The sequence below is a fragment of the Salicibibacter halophilus genome (genome assembly GCF_006740705.1).
Classification (GTDB): Bacteria; Bacillota; Bacilli; order Bacillales; family Marinococcaceae; genus Salicibibacter; species Salicibibacter halophilus.
The window spans coordinates 1,456,992-1,474,632 of sequence record NZ_CP035485.1 but is presented as its reverse complement, the minus strand read 5'-3'; the positions used below and the strand labels follow the sequence as shown (position 1 = coordinate 1,474,632).

Here is a 17,641-nt window from a genome sequence, read left to right as displayed (position 1 = left end):
ATCCTCTAATCTTTAATCGTAATAATTACTATTTGTGAGGATGTTCATTAATGTGGAAAGCATTTATAGGGATTAGCCTTGCCGGCATAACGCTTGCCGGATGCCAAGGGGAAAGTTCGGGCAATGAAACAGAAGGGAGTCCTTTGCAGGTTCACACGACTGTCTTTGCTTTGAAAGATTTCACATCTAAAATCGGCGGCAGTGAAGTGGAAGCCGAAAGCATCTACCCGCCGAATGCTGACGCCCATTCTTTTGAACCGACAGCCAATGAGTTGGTTCAGCTGGCGGAAAGCGATGCTTTTATTTATTCCGGTGTAGGCATGGAAGGCTTTGTTGAAACAGCAGAAGAGATGCTTGGCGATGAGGATGTGGCTATGGTTCCGGCGGGAGAGGGCATTGAACTGATCGGCAGCGACCATGACCATGACCATGATCACGACCACGACCACGAGGCTGAACATGCGGACGGCGACCCGCATATTTTTCTTGATCCGGTCCGTAGTATAGACGTTGCGGAAAATATTAAAGATACACTTGTAGAGTTGCGACCTGAACAGGAAGAGTATTTCACAGAAAACTATGAAGCCCTGCGGGATGATTTGGAAGAACTCGATCAAACGTTGGAATCGACGTTTGCAGAAGCAGATCGCGATCAGATGATTGTCTCCCATGCCGCTTATGGCTACTGGGAAGAGCGTTACGGTTTGGAACAATTGAGTGTTCTCGGTCTATCTTCAACCGAAGAGCCGTCTCAGTCAGAGCTTGCCGAAATCGTCGAGATTGCGGAAGAGAACGACATCGGATATGTGGTTTTTGAAAATAACGTAAGCAGCACGGTGACCGAAGTCATTCAAGAGGAAATCGGCGCAGAAAGCCTGGTGCTTCGCAATATGGAATCCGTATCCGAAGAAGACTTGGCAAATGATGAAGACTATTTCAGCATGATGGAAAAAAATATGGAGACGTTGGAGACGGCGTTGAATGAGTAGGATTGGGACGTTGATATGAGACAAGAGGCGTAGGCGAAACCTTTTGCCTACGCCGTATCGTTTATCAGCCGAAACTGCCTCGATATCAGCCAAATTTCGCAATATATCAGCCAAAACAAACGTTTTATCAGCCATTCCATGAAGCATCGTCAGGCTGGAATCTTATCCCAAAACTCGCTGTTTTCATACATAGAGATAACGGGTAAAGCGAATAGTACCAGTAGAAAGAAGGTGGTGCTCCCATGTCTAGCGAAATGAGCTCAAATGCGCTCATTCATGCTAAATCTCCTTATTTGCTTCAGCATGCCTTTAACCCTGTGGATTGGCATGAATGGGGGGAAGAAGCATTTGCAAAAGCAAAGGCAGAAAATAAACCAGTGTTTCTATCGATCGGCTACTCCACCTGCCATTGGTGCCATGTCATGGCCCATGAATCGTTTGAAGATGAAGAAGTGGCCGCGCTTTTAAACAAGGATTTCGTTTCCATTAAAGTAGACCGGGAAGAACGTCCGGACATTGATTCCATTTATATGGATGCTTGCCAGGCAATGAACGGCCACGGAGGTTGGCCGCTGACTGCTTTTTTAACCGCGGATCAGGCACCTTTTTATGTAGCGACATATTTGCCGAAAAAGAGCTTGCAGCAAATGCCGGGGATGCTGGATGCGTTGCCGCAGCTCGCCGAGCAATATCATAAAAACCGGGATCGGATTACGGATATTGCCGGACGGGTGAAGCAGGCGCTGTCCGAAGGGGTTAAACAAGACCCGGAAGATATCGGCGCGCATACTCTCGAGAACGCATACACCGAATTGAAAGGACAATTCGACCAAACGTATGGCGGACTGGAAGGGGAGCCAAAATTTCCGATGCCGCAACACATTTTTTACCTTTTCCGATACGCGGCATGGGCGAATGATTCCCAGGCGTTGGAAATGGCGAAAAAGACGCTTAAGCAAATGAGGGACGGTGGCATTTACGATCACATCGGCGGAGGTTTCGCCCGCTATTCCGTTGATCATCGCTGGCTCGTTCCACACTTTGAAAAAATGCTTTACGATAACGCCCTTCTGGCGCTCGCCTACACGGAAGGATATCAGGTAACCGGCGATGCATCATACAAACAGACGGCAAAAGAAATTCTCGATTATGTTTCGCGTGGGATGCGCGATGAGCAGGGCGGCTTCTTCTCTGCAGAAGATGCTGATTCGGAAGGAGAAGAAGGGAAGTTCTACGTTTGGACGAAAACGGAAATTCTGGGCATTCTCGGCGACGAGGACGGCGCATTGTTTTGTGATGCATATGGCATTAGCGAGACGGGGAACTTTGAAGGAAAAAACATTCCCAATCAAATCGATGCCGATGAGGAAAAAATAGAAACGGAACACGGCTTGTCGGATGAAACATTGGAGCAACGATTGCAAGCCAGCCGCGCCAAGCTTTTTGATGTCCGTGAACGTCGTGTGCACCCCCACAAAGATGATAAAATTTTAACAAGCTGGAATGGCTTCATGATTGCGGCGTACGCGAAAGCGGGAGCGGCATTTGCTGAGCCTGTGTACATTGAGCGCGCGAAAGATGCCTATCGGTTTTTGGCATCGACAATGTTCGAGGGAGATCGGCTAATGGTTCGCTACCGGGAAGGGAAAGTGAAGGAAAAAGGCTTCATCGATGATTACGCGAACGTTTTGTGGGCAAGTTTAGAACTGTATCATGCAACGTATGAAGGAGAGTACTTGCAACAGGCGAACCATCTGGCGCGGGAAATGAAGCGGCTTTTTCAGGCTGAGGACGGGGTCTTTTATTTCACGGGAACAGACGCAGAACCTCTCCTTACACGCCCGTCATCATTATCAGACGGAGCCGCGCCTGCCGGCAACTCGGTGGCTGCCGTGCAATTGCTGCGTTTGGCGGACATTATGGCTGACCAGGGATTTTTTAATGATGTGCATGAGCTTTTACGAACAACGAGCTGGCGCTTGGAACGTTATTCGATTGGGCACCTCCATTTACTGCAAGCGTTGCTCATGCGTGAATGGCGCGGGAAAACGCTCGTCATTGTTGCCGGTGACGATGGTCTGGGGGATGACTCCGTGATTCGGCATTTAAGAACCGCCTTCACCCCTCACATTCAGCCACTTGTCATCAGGGAAGGCGAGAAGGATGTACCGGCATTTGCAAAGGACTTTACGGCCATTGACGGAAAAAATACGTATTATCTTTGTGAAAATTTCGCTTGTAAGCGCCCGACCACGAATGGGGAAGAATTGCTAAAAAGTTTGTGGTGAAGCGTTTGACAATTATCCAACATTGGTGTGTCTTGCTTGCGTTGCGCCCTTGGCTTGTGAGATGCTTAAAAATAAGTAAAATCAACGCTGAGGTGGGAACATGGATCAACAGGAAAGATATAAACGAAAACGCCGCCGGCTATTGATGCGGACGGCGATATTGCTTACGCTTACCGCCGGGGTTGTTTATGTGTTCTACACGAATTTTATTCAAGCGGAACCGAGTATGGTTTCCGAAGGGGAACAGGCGCCAAACTTCGCGTTAATGGATATGGATGGCGAGCGGGTGGAGCTTGCCGATTACGAGGGCGAAGGAGTATTTCTCAATTTCTGGGGAACGTTCTGCCCGCCATGCGAGGACGAAATGCCTTACATGGAAGACGAGCATCAAAAATATGCCGATGAAGATGTCGAAATCCTGGCTGTTAATGTCGGGGAGTCCGAATTAACGATTGATCGTTTTGCCCAGCGCCATCAATTGACTTTTCCGATTCTAATGGATGAACACCGAAATGTGCTCGACCAATACGGCGTCGGGGAACTTCCCGCCACATATTTGATTGACGAACACGGCGAAGTCCAACATATCCGAACCGGCGGCATGAGTGAGCAACATGTCCAAGATTTTATGGCTGAGATTGATCCGGCTGCTTCATAATAAGAAGCAGTCGCTCTTTTTTGTTCGTTAAGCCGAAGGAGGGTTATGATGGAAACAACCAATGCCCGTTTGCTTACCGCCATTTGGCAAGGATTTGGCTTCATGGTTCTCGCCGGGCTGTTATTAACGGTCATTTTCCGTTGGGGTGAGGTGCTGCCTTTTTTGGCAGGGCTTTTTCAACCGGAGTTCGTTATGCGAGATGTATTGATCGGGCTTGGCAGCGGCGTGCTCATGGCGGGTATTGTAACGCTTCTCATGAAAATCACGAACATTGATTTGCCGGATAATGATCTAACCCAGCTGTTAAAAAAAATCATTCGGGCGCGTGGCGGTATTGTAACGATCGCGTTAGGTGCCGGTGTTGCCGAAGAGTTTCTTTTTCGCGGCGTGCTTATGGGTTTAGTGGTTGATGAATGGAATACGGCATTGGTGCTCATTTTAAATGCACTCGTTTTTGCTGCCTTGCATGTGCCGCAATACAAAGGGAAAATACTCATGCACGTCGTTGTTTTTATCATGGGCATTTGGCTCGGTGCGTTATTTTTACTAAGTTACACCTTATGGGCACCGATTGCCGCTCACGCGCTTTACAACGCTATTCTCGGCTGGCAAATGCGTGCCGAGTAAATAAAGGATTGCGCCATCGCAGGCGCAATCCTTTTTACAGGTATTCTCGTATATCGAGAAGGTCTCCGTTCTTGACTTTTGCGTCATCGAGCAGCCGAAGCATCGCTTTTGCTGTATCATCCGGGTCTACGAGAGCCCCTTGTTCTTTATAGTTCCGAAATTTATCCACGTGTTTAAAGGAATCCTTTGAGGTGCCGCGAATGGCCGTTTGCATATCCGTGTCGATGATGCCGGGAGCAACAGAAAGAAACCGGACGGGATTGGCGGCATCTTCTTGCTCGAGAGCGGCGGTTTTTGTATACATATCAAGTCCCGCTTTTCCGGTACAATACGCGCTCCAGCCTTCCATCGGGCTCCTGCCGGCACCGGAACTGATGTTTAAAACCGTCCGGCTCACTGCCATTGACTCGCTTTGTTGCAAAAACTCACGAGCTGTAATCATGGGCGCGCTCACATTTACGGCAATGCTTTTCGCGATGTCACCGGGGTCATTTTCAGATGCCGGGCCGACCGGGGAGACAAGACCCGCGTTGTTGATTAAGACTAAGGATGTACATGTTTTTGGTTCGATATTTGCAAATATATCCCGGAACGTATGGACAAGTGCTTGAACATCGCTGACATCGACCTGGTAGCTGTGCTGGTTTTTCTCTTCAGATATATTCGAGCGGGCGAGCGCGTGCACCGTTGCTCCGTTTTCGAGAAAAGCCCGACGCATAGCGGCGCCTAATCCCCTCGACGCTCCTGTAATGATCACATGGTCCATTTCACACACTCCTCTTTGATTTCCATATGAAAAATATATCAAAACGAGGAGGTAAATGCAGCCTGTCTGCAGAGGAAATGAGGAAGGGTTGGCGAAACCTTTCCTCAATTTGATTGTCGTTTTCGATCCAAGGGGTGGGTATAAGATGGACGATAATTTTTAACCGTGTAGGGAGGCCGAAAGATAATATCGACCAATGCCTTTCCATTAAATGGGATAAGCGGCCACATGTAAGGGGAGTTTAGGATTTTTGTCTGAACGAGCCATATGAAAATGATTGTGGCCCCGATCACAAAGCCGTAGACAGAGAAAAAGCCGACACTGAGAAGGAGGATAAAGCGAAGAATCCCGTTAAATAAGCCTAATTCGTAGCTAGGAGTCGCGTATCCACCCAAGGCAGAAACGGCTACATAAAGGACGACTTCACCTGTGAAAACACCCACCTCGACACCAATTTCCCCGATAAGGATGGCAGCGACAAGACTGAGGGCTGTCGCCAGGGCATCCGGAGTGTGAATGGCGGCCATTCGCAGGACTTGCAGACCGAACTCGGCAATGATTAATTGCCAAAAGAGGGGGATGTTATATTCTTCCTCCACACCGATAAAATCCCACGCTTCCGGTCCCAATCCTTCATTATTGCTAATAAGCAACCAAACCGGGACGAGGAAAATGGAGATGAAAACGGCTAAAAATCGCACCCAGCGAAGGAAAAAACCCACAATCGGTTCTTGCCGGTATTCTTCCGCGTGTTGCATATGATCCCAAAAGGTGGTAGGCATCATCATGGCGACATTGGAACCGTCCACAAAAATTAATACATGTCCTTCCATTAGATGAACAGCCGCCGTATCGGGCCGCTCCGTGTAACGAACTTGCGGAAAGGGAGCGAAGTTTTCCTTGATGATAAATTCCTCAATCGTCTTGTCGGCCATGGGCAATCCGTCAATATCGATCGCTTTAATTTTCTTTTTGATTCGTCGAATAAGCTCGGGGTCGGCGATGGTATCGATGTAACTTATGGAAATGTCCGTTTTCGAACGACGCCCGACCTCCATATGTTCATTGATCAATCCCGGGTCACGGATCCGGCGGCGGACAAGCCCGGCATTAAAGACAAGCGTTTCCACAAACCCATCTTTTGCACCGCGAGCCACACGCTCCATATCGGGTTCCTGGGGTTCGCGGACTGGATAGATTCGGGTGTCCAAAAGGAGCGCTTCATCGCAGCCTTCTACAAGAAAAACAGCCTGGCCGGAAAGGATTTCCGAGAGCAAATCATCCAGCTTGTCTTCCCGTTCAATTTCAATATTGGGAATCATGCGCTCTTCCAGACGTGTAAGCGGATCTTCCGACAAGGCATCTTCTTCGAGTGTAGAGAGGCGTTCAAGGATTTTCGTCAACACTAAGTCATCCGCGAAACCGTCGACGACGTAAAGTTTTATGGCCCTGCCGCCAAAATGATATGCTTGATCGATGAGATCAAAATTTTTATCTATGCGAAGATGGTCATTAATTAATTGGACATTATGTTCATGATTTTTGCTGAGTTTATTTTTATTCGTACTTTTTCTCATTCTAAGCCCCCTTTCCATCATTATCTTCTGCACAAGGCCCCTTTATATACGTAATATAAAGGAAGAAGTGGGAGGAATTTATCAAGCGTAGCACATGGTGTTGACAGTTCCTCGCTACTTTCTGTATAGTTTAAACGGTAGAAAAACCAATAACATGTATGTGCCTCCCGGCCAGACCCGGATTGGGGCTTTCGATTAGTTTTATACCGCTCGTTAGGTGAGGCTCCTGTGCGGAGAAAAGCTGCTGCCCAAAAATGTCTAAAGACGCCAATGGGTAAACAGAGGTCATCGAGATAAGGTGGCTTTTAATGTAGCTGGGCTTTTGTCCCTATGCCGCACAGTGCTAAAGCTCTACGATGGAGGCAAGTAAACCTTGCTTAAGTGAGCCGCCTTTTGAGATGAGAAGGCGGCTTTTTCATTCATATTCAGTCAGAGGAGGTGAGGAGCGTTTGGTTCCCGATTCGAGTGATCATAATCATGCACTAATAATAGAAAAGATGATTCATCAACCGCTCCTTGCCATTTAACAGCAAGAGGCGGATTGCAGGAGGGATAAGCGATGGTCAAGTTGAACGATGAAACGCGTGCCGCTTATAACCGGGATTTGTTGGAGTTGCTTCAAGAAGGCGAGGATACGGCTTTTCGCTTGAAGTTTCTCGACCTTCATCCCGTCGATCAAATGGAAGTTGTCCAACAAATGAAAGAAGAGAACCGCAATCGCTTTTATGAGATTATGTCGGCGAAAGAAATTGCGGATATTTTTGAAGAACTGAATCTGGAAGAGCAAAAGGATATGGTCCTTGAATGGGAAAATAAAGACATGAGCGATATCTTTAATTATATGAACGCGGATGATGTCGCTGATTTTCTCGGGGAACTGGAAGAAAAAGAACGCGAAGAGATTTTAACCGGCATGGATACGGAAGAGGCCGAAGACGTTAAAGAGTTGCTCACTTATGAAGAGGAAACGGCCGGCTCCATCATGACGAAAGAGTCCATTCATCTTCATGAAACGGAAAAAGTCGGCGACGTTTTAAACCGGTTGCGAAATGAAGCGCCGGATGCTGAAATGATTTATTACCTTTATGTCGTCGATGAAAGTGAAAAATTAGCCGGTGTCGTCTCCTTGCGCGATCTTTTGGTCGCCTCCTTGGAGGAAAAGGTCGGGAATGTCATGAGTCGCCGCGTGGTTTCCGTGCATGTCAATGAAGATCAGGAAGATGTGGCACGCTTAATCCAGAAATATGATTTTCTCGCGGCCCCGGTTGTTTCTGCAAACAACCAATTGCTGGGTATCGTGACCGTTGATGATGTCATTGATGTGCTTGAAGAAGAGGCCACCGAGGACCTTGCTGAATTTGCAACGACGCGGGGAACGACGGATGTGAATCTTTCGGCCTTTACCGCGGCAAAACGCCGTGCACCATGGATTATTTTGCTTATGTTTTTAGGAATGATTACCGCGGGCATTATCGGCCAGTTTGAAGAGACACTTGAACAAGTCGTTTTGCTTTCGGCTTTTATCCCGATGTTGATGGGTTCAGCCGGAAATGTGGGAACACAATCCCTGGCGGTCGTTGTCCGCAGCTTGGCACTTGGCAACTATGAAAAAAAGGGGCTTTTGTGGGCGTTAATCAGGGAGTTGGGCACGGGGCTGGTCATCGGCTTCGCGTGTGCACTTACGCTTATCATTTTAATTCCGTTTCTTTACGGCGGTGATCTGCTTTTAGCGTTTATTGTCGGGTTTTCAATTTTCCTTTCTTTGGGCGTCGCGGCAGTGATTGGTTCCGTCGTTCCTTTGATTATTAACCGGTTGAAACTCGATCCGGCCATCGCCTCGGGACCGTTCATCACAACCTTTATTGATGTCGTGTCGATAACGATTTATTTTTCCATGGCCACGATGTTGTTGCAGTTTTTATAAAGAGTGAAAAGCTTGGAGGCTAGAAAAGAAGAAACCTGAGAAAATGGCCGAACTAGGGTGCCGGGCCAATGGGGCGTGTTTACGCTCTCTGTCTATAGGGAATGGCACTCTAAAAAGCATAATCACACTACTATTATCGATGCTCGATTAATATACTTGTAGTATTCAACGGACGAGGAGGATGCGCAAATGTTATGGACGATCATTGCCGTGTTGATTGTGCTTTGGCTGCTCGGGTTTATCGGCGGGACAGGTGGTGGGTTAATTCACCTTCTGCTCGTGATCGCGCTTATCGTGCTTATTTTCCAAATGATCACGGGTCGGCGTTAGCACTGTTCACCTTCGCGTCTGCAAACTCCTGCAGGCGCGTTTTCAATGAGGGAGGAGAGTATCATGTGGTGGTGGGAGTATAGCCACGATGGACCGGGGTTTACCATGTTCGGGCCGGCGCACATCCTTGTCATCATTAGCTTGGTTATTGCTTGCACGTTCGTCGTTCTGGCTAGAAATGGTTTGAAGCAGTCCGTGAAAAAACAGCATTTTTTTCGTTTTGGCTGTGTGTTCATTTTCCTTGCCGGCGAAGTGCTTTTACAGATCTGGTACATAGACGCGGGGGCTTGGGACTCGTCCTTTGCGTTTCCGTTGCATTTAAGCAGCATCGCCTGGATCGCGGCGATTTTCATGTTGTTGACCCGCGGCCAGACGTGGTTTGAAATCACGTTTTTCGTAGGCACAGGCAGTGCATTTCTGACTATTTTAACACCGGATGTCGGCGGCTACGGCTTTCCCCATTTTCGTTTTTTTCATTTTTTTATTACCCATGCCCTTGTGATCGTAGCTGTAGTCTATATGCTTGCGGTGGAAAAAATGCAGCTCCGTTTACGGTCGGTTTTTCGCGTGTGGCTGTATTTAAACGGTTACGCGGCTGTCATGTTCGTTTTTAATCTGTGGGTGGACGGTAATTACATGTATTTAATGGAAAAGCCGCCAGGACCTTCGCCGTTTGATTGGTTCGGCCCCTGGCCTTATTACATTTTCGTATTGCAAGTAGTGGCGCTGCTTGTATTTATCGTGATGTATGCCCTTTACAGATGGTTGCTTTCCCGTAAAACCCCTTCTTCCGTAAACAAACGCTCCCCTTGAAGATAACGGGTCATACACCGGCCCGTTTGCCTTTTTAAATGAGCATTCACATAGCGGTTCTGACCTTCGTAACGGTTGCATACATAACCGTAAGTGGAAAATGTCTCATTGGCATCGATCAGGTAGACACGGATGTTGCGTTGTTTTTGCATGCGCTTGAGTTGTTGAAGATCATTTTGCAGGGAAATGAGCGCTGTTTGAACGATGGCCATGTAGGGGGCTTTGATGTGCATGTATTGTTTGAGATGCCCTTGGTCTTTTTCGAATGTTTTTTTCACCAGCGGCAAAATCACGGCGTAATGGATGAAGGTGAGATCGGTTTTGTGTACGAGCATGTCGTCACCTCTTTGGAAATAGTAACGTTAGTATAACGAATGAATGTTCGTACATTCAAGTGGGAATTTTTTGCAAAATCATTCAGGCAGAGGTTTAAATGTGCAGCTGAGCGGGTAAAGAATGAGCAATAAATGAAAAGTTTGGTCACGGTCTAATCATACCTGTATGAGGAAATCAGGGGGGATAGCAATGGCAGCATCAACATATGAAAATGAATTGTTTGAAAAGTTGAAAATGATTCGGAAAGGGTATCGGGCGCCTAGACAAGTGGTGCAATCCCTTTACGCCCGTATGATGTTGGAATATTCCGTATATGTGTTTACAAAAGACCGCTATAAAAAGTTAATTGATGAAGCGCTGGATGCGAGAGATGAGGAACGTTTCCAAGCGTTAAGCAACGAATACAGTGAGTGGCGTGCCCGTTATCAATCCGGGTGTACGATTTCCGAGCATGGCTATGAGATGGAATGCAACTTTGAAGAAAAAACCGAAATCGACAGCTGAGGCTGTCGATTTTTTTAAAGCGCAGATATAATAAGCATGAAGCGGATGTGTTCGTTGACGAAGAGGGGCCCCCATGCTATAATTCATTTGTAATGAAAATCATTCTCATCTAGATAATAATTATTCTAAATAATAAATGGTAGAGATCTTTTACCTTACTCATGACTTGGGGGGTCGTTCGTGAGCTTTGTTCAATTGGAGCAACTGAGCAAATCGTTTGGTCATAGCCTAGCCTCTGCAGTTAACGACGTAAACCTTCACCTCGAAAAAGGAGAGATTTTGAGTCTGCTCGGGCCCAGTGGTTGCGGGAAAACGACGACTCTCCGTATGATTGCCGGTTTTGAGCAGCCGACGATTGGAAAAATTACCATCGGCGGGCAGACGATGTATTCTGCCAATGTTTCCATCCCGCCTGAAAAGCGCGGCATTGGAATGGTTTTTCAAGACTATGCGCTTTTTCCTCACTTAAACATAGAAAAAAATGTAATGTTTGGCCTGAACAAATGGAAAGTCCGCGAACGCAAAAAACGGGTGCAAGAAGTATTGGAGCTCGTCGGACTTGAAGATTGTGCCAAGCGCTTTCCGAATGAACTATCCGGCGGACAGCAACAGCGGATTGCTTTGGCGCGCGCGCTCGCACCAAGGCCGCATGTAGTGCTCATGGATGAACCATTCAGCAATCTGGATGCAAGCTTGAAAGAGAAGATGCGTCACGATGTAACGAACATTTTGCGCAAGGCTAATACCACCGGAGTGATTGTGACCCATGACCAGAAGGATGCGTTCGCTGTATCCGATCGTGTTGTTGTCATGAAAGACGGCGTTATTCAACAAATTGCCGAACCCAGGCAAATGTACAAATGCCCGAGAAATTGTTTCGTCGCGCAATTTGTTGGAAAAACAAACCTCTTGGATGGGACCATGTGCGCGGACTTAAAACATGTAAATACCCATATCGGGAAAGTTTGTCTGCCGGAACGAGAAGATACAATGATTGAAAATGTGAAAGTGTCCATTCGCCCGGAGGGCTGTCTTCTGGCTGATGAAGGGCGCTATTCCGGAAAGGTGGAGAACGTCACCTATAGTGGAGAGTATCAAGAGCTGGTTGTGCGTTTGCAAGAATCGGACAGCGATGAAGAGACAATGATGATCTATGCTCCGATGGAGCAGGATGTTGTGATTGGTTCCGCTGTCTCATTTGATATTAAACCGGAGCTTGTAGCGCTTGTAGATTAGCTTAAGCGCCTTAGGAAAATCAAGAATGAATAAGCAAGACAGGGAGCGTTTAATAGATGAAGTTCTATAGATGGATGCCGGCGGCGTTTTTATCCGTAGGAATCGTTGGAGCCGGTTGCAGCCAGGATGAAGAAGCGGAAAACGGTGGAGCAGAGCAGGTCGAAGACGGAGAGGGTGGAGAGTTGGTTGTTTATTCCGCTCGCAATGAACAATTCGTCAATGAATACCTGGATCAATTTGAAGAGGACACGGGGATCGAGGTTCATGCTTTGCACGCGGATGACACAGCCGTGAACCGCATCCAAGAAGAAGCGAATAATGTACAAGCTGATATCTTTATTTCCAATGATGTGGGAGCGCTGGAGCATTTGCGCTTGGAAGGGCTCCTTGATGGATATGAGGCCGATAACATGGAGAGCATCGACGAAGATTTTCGCGCCGAAGACGATTCCTGGGTCGCTTTGTCTGCCCGCACGCGCGTGTTAATGTATAATGAGGACCTGGTAAATGAAGAGGATGTTCCTGATTCCATAGAGGAGTTGGCAGATCCGGAATATGCCGGTCAATTTGCCATTACACGCGGAGCGAACGGAAGCATGATTGGCCATGTTTCCGCTCTTCGCCAGGAATGGGGAGATGAGCAAACCACCGCCTGGTTAAGTGACGTGGGCGATAACGCCGGGATCATCACAGATGGTCACGGGGAGATTCGTGAAGCGGTTGGCACCGGGGAAGTGGAGTTCGGCCTTGTGAACAACTATTATTATCACCAGCAGTTGCAAGAGCCGGAGAACAATAATGTCGGCGTGGTCTATCCGGACCAGGGCGAAGATGAAATGGGCGCCGTCCTAAACGCTGCAGGTGTCGGGGTGGTTGCTGATTCTCCGAACCGGGACAACGCGGAGACGTTTATGGATTGGGCGTTGGAAGAAGAAAATCAACAAATGTTTTCGAATGAATCGCTGGAGGTTCCGATTAATCCCGAAATTGATGCTGTTGAGGACGCGGCTGCAATCGATGAGTACGAGACGCATGATATGCCACTTCGTCAATTGGGAGAAGTGTGGGATGATACCTTAGAGGTTATTGAGGCCTCCGGGATGGATTTGGAAGTGCGTTAAAACAAGTTTTTTGAAAACCCGGGAGTTGTAATCATGAGCCGCCGAAATGAAACGGAAAAAGGCGTTAGAAAGCTTTGGTATAGACTATGGGGGGGAAGGCCGCCCGGGCCGGTCCTCCTCTTTCTTGGGTTATTGGTCGCTTTCATTATGGGCGTTCCGCTTCTTTACGTAGTGGTTCGCTCTTTTTCAGCTGGCGCCGACCGTTGGCTAAACATTTTGGATGAGCGAATTCCCGGACTTTTGTGGAATACGCTTTCATTGACAATAATGGTGACGGTATTCGCGGTCATCCTCGGTGTTTCCCTTGCCTGGATCGTAAATCGAACCGATATCCCGTTCAAAAAAGGCTGGCAATGGCTTTTGGCGCTACCTCTTGTCATCCCGCCTTATATCGGGGCAGCTGTTTACATCATGATTTTCGGGCCTGTCGGCTGGGCTTTCGAATGGTGGCAAGAGGGCTGGCTGGAAAGGGCTTTTGGAGAGTATCCCATTGAGATTTATTCTTTTGCTGGTGTTTTCTTCGTTTTAACACTGTTTACGTTTCCGTACGTGTACCTGATTTCGATGGCGAGTTTACGAAAAATGAACCGGAACTATGAAGAAGTGGCACGTTCGCAAGGAATGTCGACGTCACGAATTTTTTGGAAAGTAAACCTTCCCTTTTTGCGGCCGGCGATCGGGGCAGGCGCGATTTTGGTGTCGCTGTATGTCCTTTCCGATTTTGGAGCGATCGCGATTTTAAGGTATACAACCTTTGCCGCGGCTATTTATTATCAAATGGGAGCTTTTGATAATTTATCGGCAACGGTTTTAAGTACGGTCTTGATCGCTATTACACTCGTGGTTTTGTGGCTTGAATCAAAAACACGAAAGAAAAATGCACATTATCACCAGACTTCGAATGCATACACAACGCCTGAGACGCTTCCGTTAGGTAAATGGAAAATTCCGGCGCTGATGTACGTATTTACGGTATTTTTCTTTTCAGTGCTCGTGCCGATTATCGTGCTTGTTTATTGGACGATTATTGGGATTGGAGAAGGTGCGATAGACCGTGAGTTTTGGGAGTACACGTGGAATAGTCTGCGTGTAGCGGGCTATGCAGCAATTGCTTGTATGCTGATGGCCATACCGATCATTTACTTGAAATCCCGTTATCCTTCCCCGCTTACGACGATCATCGAGAAGCTAAGCTATGCCGGTTATGCTTTACCGGGAGTAATCGTTGCTCTTGGGGTTATCTTTATTTTTAACGAGCATATTCCCTGGTTGTATAACACCCATTACTTGATCGCGTTTGCGTTCGTCATTTTGTTTTTGCCTCAGGCGATGCAGGCCGGCGAAGCGTCGCTTAGTCTCGTTTCGCCAAGAATGGATGAAGCAGCGCGAAGCCTCGGCCACCCGCCCTGGAAAGTGATGTTTAAAGTGATTCTTCCGTCTATACGGCCCGGGATCCTTGCCGGCGGCGCGCTTGTTTTTGTCAGTGCCATTAAGGAATTGCCCGCGACCCTGATTTTACGCCCGCCTGGGTTTGACACGCTCGCGGTGCGCATCTGGTATGAAACGAATGAATTCTTTTACCAGTACGCGGCCCCAGCGGCCCTTGTCATTATTTTGATTTCGCTTATTCCGCTGCGGTTTTTATTGAAAAAATATTAGCATGTGACTTGTATCCCAGATTTCGCGAGGGCAACATCCAGGTAATTTCTTTTGGTTGGTATGGACATGCCGTTCAGGGAATGAATGCCTTTGAATAATATGCACAAGACAAATGTTGAGCCATTCCCTCGTCATTCGACATCAAACGAGCAAAGGAATGCCCGAGCTATGATTACTGGCTACTGATTTCGACAGCTTTTGAGCTAAACGGTGTCGTATAAACGCTCCGATCCATCCCTAACAAACTGAGGATGCGGTCCAATTGCGGCTCATGATTATCCGGAAACAACCGTCGGAGTTGACCGTCGATCTCCATGTGAATAATATCGACGGTATCCAGCAGTTCTAAGACAGCTTCGCCCGTCGGGCGAATGCTTCGACGGCCACCGCCCCCCATCAAATTCAGGGGCTCGTCATCTGTTTCCATGCTTGTGCGAATGAGGTATTCGAACAGGGAATAAATCATCATACTCATCATCATCACATAAGCAAAAGCTTCGACACGGCGGGGTTTTTCCAAGAAAAGCCGTCGGACAAAAAACGGATCCTTGAGAAACCGGAAGCGATTTTCCACGGTTTGTTGGCCTTTATAGCCTTTCAATAGGTCCACGTCGGAGGCCGTGTCGTTGCCCGCATTGGTGACCAGGATAAAGATGGACGCTTCTTTGCGAAGCTGTTCGAGGGTCTCTTCCGACGGGGATTGCAGCTCTAATTGGGCACGATAGACGGTGACCGGCGGAGGCGGCGGTTCCCCTTTTTTGGGACGCCCGCGTTTCTCGCGTTTGCCGGGCACCTCTTCACGGACCACGGTGCCTTCAAACGTATGATACCCTTTGTGATGGTGCTTGAGAAAGTCGGCAAGCGCAGCTTCGGCATCGGCCTCACAAGCAAAGTCCCGGCTTTCCAGCTCTTTTTGCTCTTTGCGACAGCTTTGCTTTTCATTTTTGAGTTGGTTGTCGATCTTCTTTTTCTTCCGACCATCCATTTGATCGGATTGAACAACCAGAAACCGGTAGGGGTTTCCGTGCAGTTTCTCTTTGGCGGGATAGGTGTGATAAGAAGCCGCCCCTTTGCGGTTGACAAAGTGGCCAATATCTTCCCATTCATTTTCATCGTCCTTCAAGGCTTTTTCTTTCAGTGTTTTGGCCACTTTAAAATTTTCCGGCAACCGGGATAAAAACTGAAAATCTGGCTGATCCCCTTTGCCTTGGACCATTTTTAAATTGTCTTCGGTGACCAGTGCGCTGTCCGCGATAAAAATCGCTTGGGCCAACTGATCCGGCTCGTACCATTGTCTCAGAGCTTTCATGACTTTCGCGTTCCATGTTTTATCATCCTGATTGCCGTTTAAGACGTCGGCATAGACGGGGATGCCCTCCGGTGATGTCGTCAACCCGAATTTAATCTGCGGAGCATCCGGGCGATGATCTTTGGTGTGGCCATGGACGATTTTTAATAACGCCTCATCATCGGGGTCGTTTTTGGGTGCACCTGTATATACAAAGGACGTGGTATCAGCGTGCAGCCCTTCCCACGTAAGGTTGACGCAGGATTGCACCCCTTGAATGCTGTGCATACAAATCTCTTCAAGCCCGGCGTTATAAAGGGCATCTAAGGCCCGTCCCAGCGCATCATCATTGAAATCACTCGCAGTGACGCCTGGGCCGAACAGCAATTCAACATCTTGGTTTTCATAGAATGCTTCGACCTTGAAGAGGGCTTACGATCAGACAATTGGTTGATGATCAAAGCGGCGATCCGTGTGCCCACGGACACTTGGCAATCTTCCTTTTTGACGGGAGAAAGTCTATCGATACGTTCGACCAATCCAGCTTCTTCAATCAATTGGCGAATCACGGGAGTGGAGCCGAGACGCACCGTTTGAAAGCCCGATATACCTTCCATGGATTCAGTCACAGGAATCACCTCAAAATCTGGCTTCCTTCTACACTTTGATACAAGAAGGCCAAATTCCTGCAAAAATTAAATTTGACGCTTAAACGGGCGCGAAATATGGGTTGTATTCATGCGGTAACAGCCCTTTTATTAAATATCAACCAAGCCAAAGCGACAAATATGCAAAAGTAAACAAAAAGCGTTGTAACGGAAAACAGTTGGTAAAAGAGAGGGTTTCCTATTTAGATGTATAATGTTTCTATTATGTCCAACGAGCGAGAATTGTTGGCGACCGCTGTCGATATCAGGTATACTTGAAGATGAAAAAGCTTGTTCAGGAGGAAGCCCTTTGATATTATCAGATGCCACAATTAAAGCAATGATGGCGCGTGATGAACTTGTGATTGAGCCTTTGTCCGATGTGCAAATCCAACCCGCGTCCGTTGATATCCGACTCGGAAACCATTATTTAAAGATTGATGAAAACGCGATCGAATCGATTGCGCTCGATACTCCGGCGCAGTATGTCGAATTTGAAGCGGAGGAGGTTGTTATTCCCCCGAACTCTTTTCTGTTGGCGACGACCAATGAGTACATAAAACTGCCGGAAAATTTAACCGCATTTGTGGAAGGTCGCAGCTCGATCGGACGTATGGGATTGTTTATCCAAAATGCCGGCTGGGTCGATCCCGGTTTCGAAGGCGAGATTACCCTGGAGCTCTTTAACGCTAACCGTTTGCCTATTCGTTTAATCTCCGGACGTAGAATCGCCCAACTCGTTTTTGCCCGTATGGACCAACAAGCAAGCGCCCCTTACAACGGAAAATATCAAAAACAACGCCAAGCAGTGGGAAGCCGTGTTTACGATGATATCGACTAAGTTAGCTGTTCCCGATTGGGAATGGCTTTTTGGAGTT

The 17,641-nt window shown here is 47.7% G+C and carries 15 protein-coding genes, 1 pseudogene and 1 riboswitch; of the genes and pseudogenes, 12 read left to right on the top strand and 4 right to left on the bottom strand.

The window, feature by feature from the left end; all coding sequences use genetic code 11:
* Positions 1-50 precede the first annotated feature (50 nt).
* From EPH95_RS07180 to EPH95_RS07165, 4 genes are all read left to right on the top strand, one after another.
* Positions 51-989 carry a metal ABC transporter solute-binding protein, Zn/Mn family gene (locus EPH95_RS07180; protein ID WP_142088625.1) on the top strand — a complete coding sequence of 313 codons (939 nt, stop codon included), beginning with the start codon at positions 51-53 and terminating at the stop codon, positions 987-989.
* Between the two features lie 242 nt (positions 990-1,231).
* Positions 1,232-3,277, top strand: coding sequence for a thioredoxin domain-containing protein (locus tag EPH95_RS07175; RefSeq protein ID WP_142088623.1), 2,046 nt, complete (start codon positions 1,232-1,234; stop codon positions 3,275-3,277).
* Positions 3,278-3,377: 100 nt separating this feature from the next.
* Positions 3,378-3,935 (top strand): thiol-disulfide oxidoreductase ResA, encoded by a 558-nt coding sequence (resA, locus tag EPH95_RS07170; RefSeq protein ID WP_142088621.1) that lies wholly within the window; start codon positions 3,378-3,380, stop codon positions 3,933-3,935.
* 45 nt (positions 3,936-3,980) lie between these two features.
* On the top strand, positions 3,981-4,562 hold the full coding sequence (locus EPH95_RS07165; RefSeq protein ID WP_142088620.1) for a CPBP family intramembrane glutamic endopeptidase: 582 nt from the start codon (positions 3,981-3,983) through the stop codon (positions 4,560-4,562).
* A 34-nt stretch (positions 4,563-4,596) separates the two neighbouring features.
* Here EPH95_RS07165 and EPH95_RS07160 read toward each other — a convergent pair whose 3' ends face one another.
* Positions 4,597-5,328, bottom strand: coding sequence for a (S)-benzoin forming benzil reductase (locus EPH95_RS07160; protein ID WP_142088618.1), 732 nt, complete (start codon positions 5,326-5,328; stop codon positions 4,597-4,599).
* A gap of 104 nt (positions 5,329-5,432) precedes the next feature.
* A complete protein-coding gene (locus EPH95_RS07155; protein ID WP_142088616.1) occupies positions 5,433-6,905 on the bottom strand; it encodes a spore germination protein in 1,473 nt (490 codons plus the stop codon).
* Positions 6,906-7,107: 202 nt separating this feature from the next.
* Positions 7,108-7,274, top strand: a riboswitch (M-box (ykoK) riboswitch).
* A 190-nt stretch (positions 7,275-7,464) separates the two neighbouring features.
* Here EPH95_RS07155 and mgtE point away from each other — a divergent pair.
* The 3 genes from mgtE (at position 7,465) to EPH95_RS07140 (ending at position 9,972) form a co-directional block, all read left to right on the top strand.
* A complete protein-coding gene (mgtE, locus tag EPH95_RS07150) occupies positions 7,465-8,829 on the top strand; it encodes a magnesium transporter (protein ID WP_142088614.1) in 1,365 nt (454 codons plus the stop codon).
* Between the two features lie 189 nt (positions 8,830-9,018).
* Positions 9,019-9,159 carry a lmo0937 family membrane protein gene (locus EPH95_RS07145; protein ID WP_142088612.1) on the top strand — a complete coding sequence of 47 codons (141 nt, stop codon included), beginning with the start codon at positions 9,019-9,021 and terminating at the stop codon, positions 9,157-9,159.
* Positions 9,160-9,222: 63 nt separating this feature from the next.
* Positions 9,223-9,972 (top strand): YwaF family protein, encoded by a 750-nt coding sequence (locus EPH95_RS07140; protein ID WP_160141671.1) that lies wholly within the window; start codon positions 9,223-9,225, stop codon positions 9,970-9,972.
* Here the strand turns inward: EPH95_RS07140 and EPH95_RS07135 are convergent.
* Positions 9,915-10,307, bottom strand: coding sequence for a YhjD family protein (locus EPH95_RS07135; RefSeq protein WP_142088608.1), 393 nt, complete (start codon positions 10,305-10,307; stop codon positions 9,915-9,917). The genes EPH95_RS07140 and EPH95_RS07135 overlap by 58 nt on opposite strands.
* 190 nt (positions 10,308-10,497) lie before the next feature.
* Here EPH95_RS07135 and EPH95_RS07130 point away from each other — a divergent pair, with 190 nt between their 5' ends.
* The 4 genes from EPH95_RS07130 (at position 10,498) to EPH95_RS07115 (ending at position 14,828) form a co-directional block, all read left to right on the top strand.
* Complete coding sequence (locus tag EPH95_RS07130; protein ID WP_160141670.1) at positions 10,498-10,812, top strand: IDEAL domain-containing protein; 315 nt, start codon at positions 10,498-10,500, stop codon at positions 10,810-10,812.
* Between the two features lie 180 nt (positions 10,813-10,992).
* Positions 10,993-12,048 carry an ABC transporter ATP-binding protein gene (locus tag EPH95_RS07125; protein WP_142088604.1) on the top strand — a complete coding sequence of 352 codons (1,056 nt, stop codon included), beginning with the start codon at positions 10,993-10,995 and terminating at the stop codon, positions 12,046-12,048.
* A 56-nt stretch (positions 12,049-12,104) separates the two neighbouring features.
* Positions 12,105-13,169: an extracellular solute-binding protein gene (locus EPH95_RS07120; RefSeq protein WP_142088602.1), complete on the top strand. Its 1,065-nt coding sequence runs from the start codon at positions 12,105-12,107 to the stop codon at positions 13,167-13,169.
* A 33-nt stretch (positions 13,170-13,202) separates the two neighbouring features.
* Entirely contained in the window at positions 13,203-14,828 is a 1,626-nt protein-coding gene (locus EPH95_RS07115) for an ABC transporter permease (RefSeq protein WP_142088600.1), read from the top strand.
* A gap of 172 nt (positions 14,829-15,000) precedes the next feature.
* On the opposite strand, the pseudogene EPH95_RS07110 reads toward EPH95_RS07115, so the two are convergent.
* Positions 15,001-16,745, bottom strand: a pseudogene (locus EPH95_RS07110) (IS1634 family transposase).
* Positions 16,746-17,073: 328 nt separating this feature from the next.
* On the opposite strand from EPH95_RS07110, the gene dcd reads away from it, so the two are divergent.
* Complete coding sequence (dcd, locus tag EPH95_RS07100; protein WP_142088593.1) at positions 17,074-17,604, top strand: dCTP deaminase; 531 nt, start codon at positions 17,074-17,076, stop codon at positions 17,602-17,604.
* Positions 17,605-17,641 lie beyond the last annotated feature (37 nt).

What these genes read in the sequence shown, in the direction of transcription:
- EPH95_RS07180 (WP_142088625.1), top strand. Translation starts at nt 51, where the DNA reads ATGTGGAAAGCATTTATAGGGATTAGCCTTGCCGGCATAACGCTTGCC.
- EPH95_RS07175 (WP_142088623.1), top strand. Translation starts at nt 1,232, where the DNA reads ATGTCTAGCGAAATGAGCTCAAATGCGCTCATTCATGCTAAATCTCCT.
- resA (WP_142088621.1), top strand. Translation starts at nt 3,378, where the DNA reads ATGGATCAACAGGAAAGATATAAACGAAAACGCCGCCGGCTATTGATG.
- EPH95_RS07165 (WP_142088620.1), top strand. Translation starts at nt 3,981, where the DNA reads ATGATGGAAACAACCAATGCCCGTTTGCTTACCGCCATTTGGCAAGGA.
- EPH95_RS07160 (WP_142088618.1), bottom strand. Translation starts at nt 5,328, where the DNA reads ATGGACCATGTGATCATTACAGGAGCGTCGAGGGGATTAGGCGCCGCT.
- EPH95_RS07155 (WP_142088616.1), bottom strand. Translation starts at nt 6,905, where the DNA reads ATGAGAAAAAGTACGAATAAAAATAAACTCAGCAAAAATCATGAACAT.
- mgtE (WP_142088614.1), top strand. Translation starts at nt 7,465, where the DNA reads ATGGTCAAGTTGAACGATGAAACGCGTGCCGCTTATAACCGGGATTTG.
- EPH95_RS07145 (WP_142088612.1), top strand. Translation starts at nt 9,019, where the DNA reads ATGTTATGGACGATCATTGCCGTGTTGATTGTGCTTTGGCTGCTCGGG.
- EPH95_RS07140 (WP_160141671.1), top strand. Translation starts at nt 9,223, where the DNA reads ATGTGGTGGTGGGAGTATAGCCACGATGGACCGGGGTTTACCATGTTC.
- EPH95_RS07135 (WP_142088608.1), bottom strand. Translation starts at nt 10,307, where the DNA reads ATGCTCGTACACAAAACCGATCTCACCTTCATCCATTACGCCGTGATT.
- EPH95_RS07130 (WP_160141670.1), top strand. Translation starts at nt 10,498, where the DNA reads ATGGCAGCATCAACATATGAAAATGAATTGTTTGAAAAGTTGAAAATG.
- EPH95_RS07120 (WP_142088602.1), top strand. Translation starts at nt 12,105, where the DNA reads ATGAAGTTCTATAGATGGATGCCGGCGGCGTTTTTATCCGTAGGAATC.
- EPH95_RS07115 (WP_142088600.1), top strand. Translation starts at nt 13,203, where the DNA reads ATGAGCCGCCGAAATGAAACGGAAAAAGGCGTTAGAAAGCTTTGGTAT.